The sequence below is a fragment of the Kitasatospora sp. NPDC093679 genome (assembly GCF_040683455.1).
Classification (GTDB): domain Bacteria; phylum Actinomycetota; class Actinomycetes; order Streptomycetales; family Streptomycetaceae; genus Kitasatospora; species Kitasatospora arboriphila.
Map to the genome: position 1 here is coordinate 78,720 of NZ_JBFBDW010000013.1, position 10,766 is coordinate 89,485.

Sequence of the window (10,766 nt, forward strand, 5' to 3'; positions counted from 1 at the left end):
TCCTTCTTTCAGCGGGTTTCGGTGTGCAGGTGGGCCTGCCGGGTGGTGACCAGGGCCCGCCACCTGGTGTGCACGGTCTCTTCTGCGTCGAGCCAGCGGACGGCCGTCGGGGTGTCGGGGTGCTGGCCGGCCATGAAGTGCACGATGTCCCTGTAGTGGGCGTAGTCGCCGCCGCGGGCGAGGTCGCGCAGGCGGGCCTGAGCGGCCGCGTGGGCAGCATCGTCGCGGCGGACCGCGTGGTGGAAGGCGGCGGCGAGCTCGAGCGCAGCCTGCGCGGCGGTGATGCCGGCAGCTGCGGTCTCGGTGCGCAGGCTCTGGATGCGGTCGTCGATGCCGTCCAGGCCCGCGTCGCGGATGATGGCCGCGGTGCGGACGGTCAGGGCGGTGGCGCGCAGGTCGAGGCCGGTCAGGAGCTGCTCGGCGAGGTCGATCTCGTCGTCGGCAGCCTCGGGACCGGTGAACGCGAGAACGAAGGCACGCTGGGCCTGGGCGGTCGCACGCTCTCCGGCGACACCGTGCTGTTCGGCCTGGGTGCGGGCGGTGAGGTAGGCGTCGGCGGCGGCCGCCATGTCGCCGTGGGGCCACAGGATGTCGCCCTCGACACGGTGCTGCCGCCCCTTCCACCCGAGGCCCTGCGCGGCGGCGTGGGCGGCGGGGAAGTCACCGGCCAGACGGGCGAGATGAACCAGGCCGCGCCGGGCCGCGGGCGCGAGGCGGCCGCCGCCGTCGGCGACGAGCTGCATGCCTTGGCGGGAATCGGCGCGGTGGCCGAGGTCCCGCTGCGCCTTGGCGAGGTAGTAGACGGCCATGTGCTGCAGGTCCTCGGGCAGCAGACCGGCCGCGGTGACGGCCGACAGACGCTGGACGGTGCGGGAGCGGTGCTCGTGCTGCCGACGGGCGAGCGCGCTGAGCAGCTCGACCAGCGCGTCGGCGGCCGTGGCCGGCGCCTGCCCGCCACGCGGGTCCGCGGTAGCAGCCGGGGCGAGGGGCTCCCACACAGAGTCGGACACATACGTCCAGGCCGCCTCCGTGAGCCAGCCGAGGTCGAGGCGGTGGTCGCGGGCGAGCGCCAGGCCTTGGCGCAGGCAGGCGACCAGCAGCCGCCGGCCACCGGCCGGGGTGCCGGTCCACTGCCGGCCGAGGGCGTCGAAGGCCCGCAGCGCGGCGCTGGCCCAGTCCTGGTCGGACCAGCGGTCGTCGCTCTGGTCGTCGGCCCGGCGCACGGCGGAGCGCACCACGCCGTGCAGGTGGTACGGCCACGGGGCGAGCGGATTCTCGCGGACGAAGGGCCGCTCGATCAGGCGCAGCGCCGGGGCCTGGTGGGTCATGGCGGCGGCGGTGGTGGCGAGGGGGACGTCGAAGGCGTCCAGGAGGCTGGCGGCGCGCAGCACGTGGCGTTCGTCGGGAGTGAGGTCTTGAAGGGTGCGGGCGATGAGGGCGGGGAAGTCGTGGTCGAAGTCGGCCGGCTCGGGGGTGCGGGTGCGGCGGATTTCCAGGAAGCGCATGACGGCGAGGTCGAGGAACAGCGGTAGGCCGTGGGAGCGGGCAGCGATGACCTGGCGCAGGTCGTCGCCGATGAGGGGCCGGCCGTTCGTGGTGAGGCGGCGGGCGAGGTAGTCGTCGCAGTCCTCGGGGCTGAAGTCGCCGATCAGGATCTGCCGGTCGGCCACCGGCCCCGGACCGGGCACAGTACTGGGCGCAGTGCCGCCGGGCCCGGTGCTGGCCGGCGCGGTAGCGGGGGCGGTGCGGGCGGCGGGGATGTGGGCGGCGAGCTGCGGCCAGGCGGCGGGCCCGGTGTAGTCGAGCTGCCCCTGCAGGGCGCTGTCGGCCCACTGCAGGCGGCTGCGGCCGGTGATGACGAACAGGGCGTTCGGCATCAGCCACACCACGCGCTGGATCAGGCGCTCCAGGTCGCGGTTGGTGCGGTCGCCGGTGTCCTCGAAGGTGTCGAGAAGGACCACCGGGACGACTGCGTCCTTGGCCGGCAGCCGGTCGATCTCGTAGGCGAGCAGGTGCGGGTAGAAGGAGAGCGCGTCCAGGTCCGGTTCCGCCTCGAGCAGGTCGGCGAGCCGCGGGCAGCCGGCCAGTGCCCGGGCCGTGGTGCGGCGCTCGCGCACCGCCCGAACGACGGCGCCGGCGACATGACCGACGGCCGAGCCGACGGCGCCGGGCAGCGCGAGGGCCTGTGCGGCCTCCGACAGCGCGGACTGCATCTGGCCGGGCAGGGCCCTGGCGAAGCGGCTCACCAGCCCTGTACGGCGCAGGTACTCCTCCAGAGGCTCGCCCGGGTGGTTGTGCTCCCAGTACCGGATGAGCGCGATGTCGAACGCGGGCAGGGCCCGGTCTAGGCCGGCCAGGGCCAGGCGCAGCGTGAGGACCAGGCGCTCGAAGTCGCCGCCAGCGGAGCGGGCGAGGTCGATGCGCACCGGCAGCAGCCGGGGCGAGGCGGGCCAGGTGGGCTCGCCCCACTGGGCGGGGCGCAGGGCCGTGTCGGCGAGCGCGGCCTCCAGCTTCCGCGACAAGGTGCTCTTGCCGATGCCTCCGACGCCGTGGAAGACCAGCACGTTGCGCCGCGCCGCCTCCAGGTCCTGGACGTCGAAGCCCGGCGCGGCCAGGGCGGCCAGGTGTCCGGCGAGCGCGTCCGCGACGGCCTGCCACTGACCCTGCCGGTTGGTGAACGCCTCGTCCGTTCCTACGCGCTCGTTCGAGCCGAACAGTGCCCGCAGATCCCCCGCCACCGCGTCCCCTCCCGCCGATCTGACCCGGCATCAACCTACGCCCTCGCGGCACGCCCGGCAGGGCCCCGCGTTGTGGCCGGCCCGGGACGGGGCGGACAATGGCTTGATCGTTCCGACCCGAGGTGGACCCGTGCCCGACCCCCAGCCCCACGACAGCCCCGACTACTCCGGGCTGCCCACGTCCGGCCACGAGGACACGCAGGCCCTGGACGCCGTGCAGGCGGTGGCGGCCTGGTACCGGGCCCAGATCGGCGCCGAACGCGCAAAGCCGGCCCCAGACACCGAGCGCATCGACCACTGGACAGCGGCCCTGCACGCCACGACCGCCGACCGCATCCGCCTCCAAGCGGCCGACCTCGAGGAGCAGACGGAGATCGGCGCCCGCTACACCATGCTGCTGGCTGAGCTGATGCGACCGTAGCGACCACGCGGCCGGGAGTTCGGCGCTACCTGCCCTGGCTCACGGACGGACCCGCTCCAGGAGTACCTGCCAGGACCGTCCGCCGACCAGCGCCAATACCCCTCATGCACCGTGTTCCACGGCCCGTACCGCTCGAGGAGATCCCGCCACGGAATATCTGTGCGGATCCGGTGCAGCACCTCGTTCACCACCTGCCGGTGATCCCGCCACCGCCCACACCGACCGCTGCTCACCGGCAGCAGTGGCTCGACCGCGCCCACTGGACATCGGTCAGATCACTCCTGCATTCCACCGCGCTGCCAGCCCTTCGCCCGGCCGTGCCGTCCGGTGCTTCGGGGCCCGTTCCCCGTGCGGCAAGCCGAAGGGAGACCGCCACGACGCAGGGCGTCGGGCGGCACGCTTCTTCGGTGAAGCCCGTACCCGGGAGGGTGGGCTCCTCTATCGTCGGACGGCATGGGGATGGTGGGGGCTGACGGGACGGGGCTCGGCGTGCCGTGGGCGGGGGTGCCGCCGGTATTCGAGGACCGGACCCGGAATGCGTGCGTGGTGGTGCCGGGCATCATGGGCAGCGTCCTTGAGGACACCGTCACGGGCCGCCCGCTGTGGGGTGCCGATCTTGGGATGTTGACCAATTCGTCGATGGGCGAGGGCCTGTTCGGAGCCCTGCGAGCGGACGCCCAGGAGCAGGCCGCAGACGCTGGCACAGCCCGGCGGGCGCCGCTGACCCGCGTCCGGGCGACCGGTCTGCTGGCCAGGCCGTGGTGGCTGCCCGTCCTCGAAGGCCTCGACCCCTACAGCGATGCGGTTACGGCTCTGCGGCGGGTCACGCTGGCGCCGGAGGCGGTGGCGCCGTTCCCCTACGACTGGCGGATCGCGGTCTCCTATAACGGCGCGCTGCTGGCCCGTACGGCCCGTGCCCACCTGGAGCGGTGGCGGGAGCGGGTTGCCGCCCGCCCCGAGTGGGTGGCGGCGGGGGTGCGGCAGCCGCGTCTGCTGTTCGTGGCGCACTCGATGGGCGGACTGGTGGTGCGGGCCGCATTGGAGCAGGACCCGGAACTTGCCGCCGATACCCGGGCGGTGATCACGGTCGGAACGCCGTTCCTCGGCTCGGTGAAGTCCGTCCTCGCGCTCAACCTCCTGAACACCGGGGCCAAGCCGACGTGGCTGCTGCGGCGGGTGCAGGCGATGGCGGCGACCCTGCCCGGCGTCCACGACCTGCTGCCCGGCTACCGCTGCCTGGACCGCGGCCTGGAGGCCGAGCGCCTCACCCCGGGCGATGTCGCCCGCTTCGGCGGCGACCAGGACCTGGCCGCCCGCTCGCTCGGCGAGCACGCGCGCCACCGCGCGAGCGGGTTCACGCTGCCCGGGCACCGGGCGGTCGTCGGCGAGGCCCAGCCGACCATGCAGACCCTCGACGAACAGCAGGGACGACGAGCTCGTTGCTGTACAGGAGCTCGGTGCCGCGCCGCACCACGGTGATCCGGTCGACCAGGCGCTCGGCCTCCAGGACCTCCAGGGTGCGGCCGAGCTGCCGGGCGCACTCGTCGTGGTTGGACCACGACACGTACCGCCCGGCCCCCTCGCTCTCACCGAGGTAGCGGTCCAGGATTCCGAGCTGGCTCCACGCCAGCGCGCACGCCACCGCCACCACCTCGACCCGGTACCCGACCGCCTGGTACGCCAGCACCTGGGCCCGCGCCTCGTCCGCATCGGCGAACGCGGTCTCCACCAGCGCGTCCAGACGACGGGACCGGACGTGCTCCTCCACCGCTGCCTGCCACCGACGGGTATCGGTGCGCACCGTGGTCCCGGCCGTGCGCACGTCCTGCGACATCAGCCGCTCGTAGTCCTGGTGGACGGCCTTGTACAGGTCGGCGCCGACGCGCACCGCGCCGCCGCGCAGACCGAGAACGGGCAGCAGCAGGTCACCGAGGGTGGACTTCCCGCTCCCGGGCGGACCGGCCACCAGCAGCACCACCGGCTTCTCCTGCGAAACGGCGCCACCTGTCCAGACCGGAAGGATCACCCGGTCCAGGACATCGGCACTCTCGGCATCGGAGAGCACCTCCGCCACCGTCTCCCCCTCACCCACCACGCCTCCCAGCGCTCCCCACCGGCCGACTCGACCCGCACTCACCGCTCCCGATCAGTCGGTGGCCTCCTCCAGCTGCAGCCGGGCACGCAGCTCCTGAAGGGTCTCGCCGGTCTCGGTGACCACGTACTGGCCCCAACCATTGATCTCGGTCCCCACCTGTGCCTTCAGCGCCGGGGAGGGGAGAGCGAAGACCCGACCATCGGCGATGCGGATCCAGCCGTCCGCGGTGACGCTCGCGTAGAACGTCGCCCCGGCCCGCTTCTTGGTGTGGTGCAGCTGCGCCTCCGGTGCCAGCCAGCCGCGCTCGATGAACGGCATCAGCGCCCCCGTACCGCGCCGATCACCGGCCTGCTCGTCCGCAGCGGGGTTGACGCCGTCGAGCAGCAACCGACGCAGAACATCGTTCGGCGTGTCCACCAGCGGCTCGCTGTGCCGCTGCAGGTAGGCGAACACGTCGTCGTCGATCTCGATGGTGCGGGAGTTGCGAACCACTACGCCCCCTTCGTCTTCAACTTCAGCGACTCCAAGAATTCCCAGATTCGAAGTGGGAGTCAAATCAGTTGGCATCGCCGGGCGGCCGGATCGCTCGCCTCGATGCAGGCGTCGTATACGAGTTCGACCACTCGAGCCCCGAATTCCGCGCCGTCACCGACGCTATCCGGCCGGACGGCACATGCAGTCCAGAGCCGAGCCGCCCTGCCCACACACCGACACCTCCCGGCGGTTGCACCGATGAGGGGCTCTGCACATGCCGCCGCCCCACCAGGCACCGCCACCGCGGGCTTGACCGCAACTCGCCTGCCACCCGAGCTGCCGGGTGGTGTGGTGAGGCGCATGGGATGGGTAGGTCCGGAGGCGGGGATGGCCCGGAGAATCGGGCCCAAGAGTGATGACCTGAGTGGGGTGGGCTATGGCGCCGATCGTGCTGGTGCACGGGATCTTCAATCACGTCCGTGGCGCGTCGCCGGAGCAGGCCGCGGCGCGTCGGGTGGCTGATTGCCGGCCGCGACTGGTCGAGAGCCTGCACCGGCTGTCGGTCGAGGCACCGGAGATGGTGATGGCCTACTATGCGGACCTGCTGCGCCCGGATCTTCCGGACCAGGCCCAGTCCGCCGGTGACGACACGAGCTTCGACGGCCTCAGTGCGGCGGAGCGTGCGGCGGCGGCCGAATGGCTGGCCGCTGCCGGGGCCGTGCAACCGGCTGATCCCCAGAACGTGGCGCTGGCACCGCTGCGGCAGATGCTCGGCTGGCTGGTCGACCAGCGAGGTGGCGGCCTGTCGGGCACAGCGCGGGAGCAGACGATCCGCCGCCTGGAGCGTGCGATCGTGGCGAACCTGCGCGAAGTGGAGGCCTACACCACCTGGCCGCAGCGACGGAACCTGGTGCGTGAGCGGGTCGCCGAGGTGATTCGGCGGGAGGCTCCGGCCGTGGTGATCGCGCACTCGCTCGGCTCCTACGTCACCTACGAGACCCTGCACGCCCACATCGACCTGCAGGTGGAGCTGCTGGTGACGGTCGGCTCACCGCTGCGCGTCCCGTCGCTGGCCCGCCGCCTAGACCCGGCTCTGCGCTCGGGCCGGGGCGCCCGGCCGGCCGGGGTGAAGCAGTGGGTCAACATCGCGGACGCCGGTGATGTGGTGGCCGTGCCGCCTAAGCTCGCCAAGGTGTTCCCGGTCGATGTAGACAAGACCTGCGACAACGGCCTGGGCTTCCACGGGATCGGTGGGTATCTCGCCAACGGCCTGCTGGCGGCGGCTGTCGCACCGTACATTTCCTGACAGGTAATCAGGAACAGGCGGGCCGCCCGCGGGGTCGCTTCCGCCCGCTCGGAAGCACGGTTCGGGCCCGTTTCTGGGGCGGGGGAAGGTGGTTCTTGCCCTTCCCCAGGGCCGGGGTTCTGTGGCCTGCGCCGCCAGTGGGCTGGGTGCCGGTCTTCGGCCGGGCTGGGTCGGCGAGGGGCCGGCCAGCGGCGGGAAGTAAGAAGGAGGCCCAATGGTCAGGGTGCTGGTGGCGGGAACTGGGGATTTCCCCGAGCCGTACGTGAGCGAGGACGACCAAGCCGACGGCGTCACCGCGTTCGAACCGCTGCCGGTCATCCGGAAGGCAGTGCAGGAACTGGCCTTCGCAATGGATCGGGCCGGTGCCATCACGGGCGGGGACCCGCTGTTGGACTGCACCAAGGCCGAGTTCACCCGTGCCTGGGACGAACTGCGCAGGCATGCCGGTCATGGTGAGCCACTCGTCGTGCACTTCGCAGGCCACGGCGCCCAGCCCACCGACGGTGGCGCACTGTACCTGGCCGCTGCTGGCGGCGAAGCCCGCGACGACCTGCTTGACGACACCTGTCTCAGCGTCGAGACCCTCCTGCGCACCGCCAGGAACAGCGGTCGGCAGGTGCTGTTCCTGCTCGATGTGTGCGGGGCCGGGCAGGCCGTCGTGCAGCAGCAGCTCGCCGACCTTGCCACCCGCCACCCACAGGACGGACAGCGCAACGTGTGGGTCATCGGTGCCTGCACCGCCGACGCCATCACCTACGGTGCGCGTTTCACCGCCGCCACCACCGAGATCCTGCACCGCCTCACCGAGGGCGACCTCGACATCAGCCCGGACCAGGAATACGTGCCGGTGGCGACCCTCGCCCGGGCCATTGACCGCCACCTCGCCGCCACCGACCGCTCCGCCCACCGCCCGGGCCAGAACCTCGTGCACACCCCCCACGTGCACGCCGACCCCCAGCCCCAGCCGTTCTTCCGCAACCCCGCCCACCGCCCGGGCCCCCACACCGGCCTGGTGTCCGGCATGAACCCGCGGCTACGCGAATTCGCCCTCGCCTGCTCACCCGGCCTGGACCCACTGCACTTCGCAACCCGGGCCGCGGGCCAGCCCACCGCCACCGACATCCTCTTCTCCGGCCGCACTTCACAGCTCCGACGGATCCAGGCCTGGGCCGATGAAACCGACGGGCGGTCGAACCGGGCGCTGGTGGTCACCGGCGGCCCCGGCAGCGGAAAGTCAGCCCTCCTCGGTATCACGACCTGCCTGCTCCACCCCGAACTCGACGAGTTCGGCGACCGCGTCGCCCGCATCGTCCCCGACTTCCGCCCTCGCCAGCCCGCCACCGTGCTGGCCGTCCACGCCCGCCAGCTCACCCTCCAGCAGATCACCAACTCCCTGCACCACCAGCTCCACCGGCAGCACAACCCCGATCCCAGCCACCCTGGACCCCACCCATCGGCACGGCTAGACGCTCCCGAGCAGGCAACCACGGCAGGCCTGCTACGGGAACTGCAGGAAGCCCACGACACCGTGGTGATCCTGGACGCCCTCGACGAGGCCGACAACCCCGCCGCCGTCCTCGAAGAACTCCTCCTGCCGCTCACCGCCACCAATCCCGGCAGCGACACGGCCGGCTGCCGCGTCCTCATCGGCACCAGACGGTGGTGGGACACCCTGCCCGCCCTGCACGAGTACCTGACCGAACACCCGGACGTGCTCCTCAACCTCGACCCCGCCACCGAGGACGATCGCCGCACCCTCGCCGACGACCTCACCATCTACCTGAGCAAGGTCCTCCCCCGCCGCCACCCACCCCAGGAGACCCGCCGCATCGCCGAACGGCTCGCCACCTACAACGACCACGGAGCCTTCCTGGTCGCCTACCTCTACGCCGACCACCTCAACACCACCCCACCCCAGCACCCGCTGCCCCCACCACCCTGCAGCGTCACCGAAGTCTTCGACCTCCACCTCGACACCCTCGCCGCCACCGAACCCTGGATGAGGCCCGTCCTCACCGTCCTCGGTCATGCCCGCGGCCAAGGCATGCCCCTCGACCTCATCCACGCCGCCGCCCTAGCCCACCAGCCCCCCGCCCCCGGCAGGCCAACCCCCCAGCTCGCCGACACCCGCCGCGCCCTCACCAAAGCCGCCTTCTACCTGCGCACCACCCCCGACACCGACCACCGCCTCCTCTACCGCTACTTCCACCAAGCCCTCATCGACCACACCCAACCCCGCACCGACCCCGCAACCCTCCACCACACCCTGACCGCCACCATCCCCACCACGGCAGCAGAAACCCCCGACTGGCAACACGCCCACGCCTACCTGCTCCGCCACACCGCCGACCACGCCGCAGCCGCGGGCGGCCAAGCCCTCGACCAGCTCCTCACCGACCCCGGGTTCCTAGTCCATGCCGACCCCGACCACCTCGTCCCCCACCTGCTGCGAGCAAACAGCGAGCAGGCCCGTCTGAACGCGCACATCTACCGCACCACCACCACCCACGACCCGCGCCGACACCGCCTCGAAGCCCGCCGAGATCTCCTCGCCCTCGACGCCTCCAGCTGGCAGCAAACGGACCTGGTCCGCAGCATCAGCAGCACCCCACCCAGCATCCCCGCCACCCCACTGACCCCACGTTGGGCCACCCGGCGCACCCACCCTGCCCGCCTGCACACCCTTGCCAGCCATCGCGGCCTAGTGACTGGGGTGGCGGTGGTGGCCGGGCCGGATGGTCCGCTCGCCGTCACCACCGGCTGGGATGACACCCCTGTCGTTTGGAACCTCATTTCTGGTCGGCGCCTGCACACCCTCGAAGGCCATCGCGGCCTAGTGACTGGGGCGGCGGTGGTGGCCGGGCCGGATGGTCCGCTCGCTGTCACGACCAGCGTGCACGGGACCGCCGTCGTCTGGGACCTCATCACCGGACGGCGCCTGCACACCCTCGAAGGCCACACCGACCATGTGAGGACAGTGGCGGTGGTGGCCGGGCCGGATGGTCCGCTCGCTGTCACCACCGGCTGGGACCGGACCGCCATCGTCTGGGACCTCATCACCGGACGGGGCCTGCACACCCTCGAAGGCCACACCGACCATGTGAGGACGGTGGCGGTGGTGGCCGGGCCGGATGGTCCGCTCGCTGTCACCACCGGCTGGGACCGGACCGCCATCGTTTGGAACCTCATCACCGGACGGCGCCTGCAGGCTCTGACTGGCCACAACAATTACGTGACTGGGGCGGTGGTAGTGGCCGGGCCGGAAGGCCCACTTGCCGTCACCACCGGCTGGGATGACACCCCCGTCGTCTGGAACCTCGTCACTGGCCGGCGTCTGCACACTCTGACCGGCCACGCCGGTGCAGTGACTGGGGTGGCGGTGGTGGCCGGGCCAGACGGCCCACTCGCCGTCACCACCAGCGAGGACCGGACCATCATCGTCTGGAACCTCATCACCGGACGGCGCCTGCACACCCTCGAAGGCCATCGCGGCCTAGTGACTGGGGTGGCGGTGGTGGCCGGGCCAGACGGCCCACTCGCCGTCACCACCAGCGAGGACCGAACCGCCATCGTCTGGAACCCCGCCACCGGACGGCGCCTGCACACCCTCGAAGGCCACACCGACGCGGTGAGGGCGGTGGCGGTGGTGGCCGGGCCAGACGGCCCACTCGCCGTCACCACCAGCGAGGACCGGACCATCATCGTCTGGAACCTCATCACCGGACGGCGCCA

The 10,766-nt window shown here is 72.1% G+C and carries 6 protein-coding genes and 2 pseudogenes; 4 read left to right on the forward strand and 4 right to left on the reverse strand.

The annotated features are described in order from the left end of the window. Positions 1–8 precede the first annotated feature (8 nt). Positions 9–2,738: an ATP/GTP-binding protein gene (locus AB0O09_RS14090; RefSeq protein ID WP_363541881.1), complete on the reverse strand. Its 2,730-nt coding sequence runs from the start codon at positions 2,736–2,738 to the stop codon at positions 9–11. A 130-nt stretch (positions 2,739–2,868) separates the two neighbouring features. Between AB0O09_RS14090 and AB0O09_RS14095 the strand changes: the two genes are divergently transcribed. Further along, entirely contained in the window at positions 2,869–3,159 is a 291-nt protein-coding gene (locus AB0O09_RS14095) for a hypothetical protein (RefSeq protein WP_363541882.1), read from the forward strand. A 74-nt stretch (positions 3,160–3,233) separates the two neighbouring features. On the opposite strand, the pseudogene AB0O09_RS14100 reads toward AB0O09_RS14095, so the two are convergent. After that, positions 3,234–3,451 (reverse strand): annotated as a pseudogene (locus AB0O09_RS14100) (transposase); the annotation flags it as partial. 269 nt (positions 3,452–3,720) lie between these two features. Here AB0O09_RS14100 and AB0O09_RS14105 point away from each other — a divergent pair. Then, positions 3,721–4,638, forward strand: a complete 918-nt coding sequence (locus AB0O09_RS14105; protein ID WP_363541883.1) for a hypothetical protein — start codon at positions 3,721–3,723, stop codon at positions 4,636–4,638. A gap of 16 nt (positions 4,639–4,654) precedes the next feature. Here the strand turns inward: AB0O09_RS14105 and AB0O09_RS14110 are convergent. After that, a pseudogene (locus AB0O09_RS14110) lies at positions 4,655–5,296 on the reverse strand (zeta toxin family protein); the annotation flags it as partial. A 9-nt stretch (positions 5,297–5,305) separates the two neighbouring features. Beyond that, entirely contained in the window at positions 5,306–5,746 is a 441-nt protein-coding gene (locus AB0O09_RS14115) for a hypothetical protein (RefSeq protein ID WP_363541885.1), read from the reverse strand. 418 nt (positions 5,747–6,164) lie between these two features. Between AB0O09_RS14115 and AB0O09_RS14120 the strand changes: the two genes are divergently transcribed. Both AB0O09_RS14120 and AB0O09_RS14125 read left to right on the forward strand, forming a co-directional pair. Beyond that, positions 6,165–7,034: a hypothetical protein gene (locus AB0O09_RS14120; RefSeq protein WP_363541886.1), complete on the forward strand. Its 870-nt coding sequence runs from the start codon at positions 6,165–6,167 to the stop codon at positions 7,032–7,034. A 214-nt stretch (positions 7,035–7,248) separates the two neighbouring features. Next, a partial coding sequence (locus AB0O09_RS14125) for a WD40 repeat domain-containing protein (protein ID WP_363541887.1) occupies positions 7,249–10,766 on the forward strand: 3,518 nt, incomplete at its 3' end.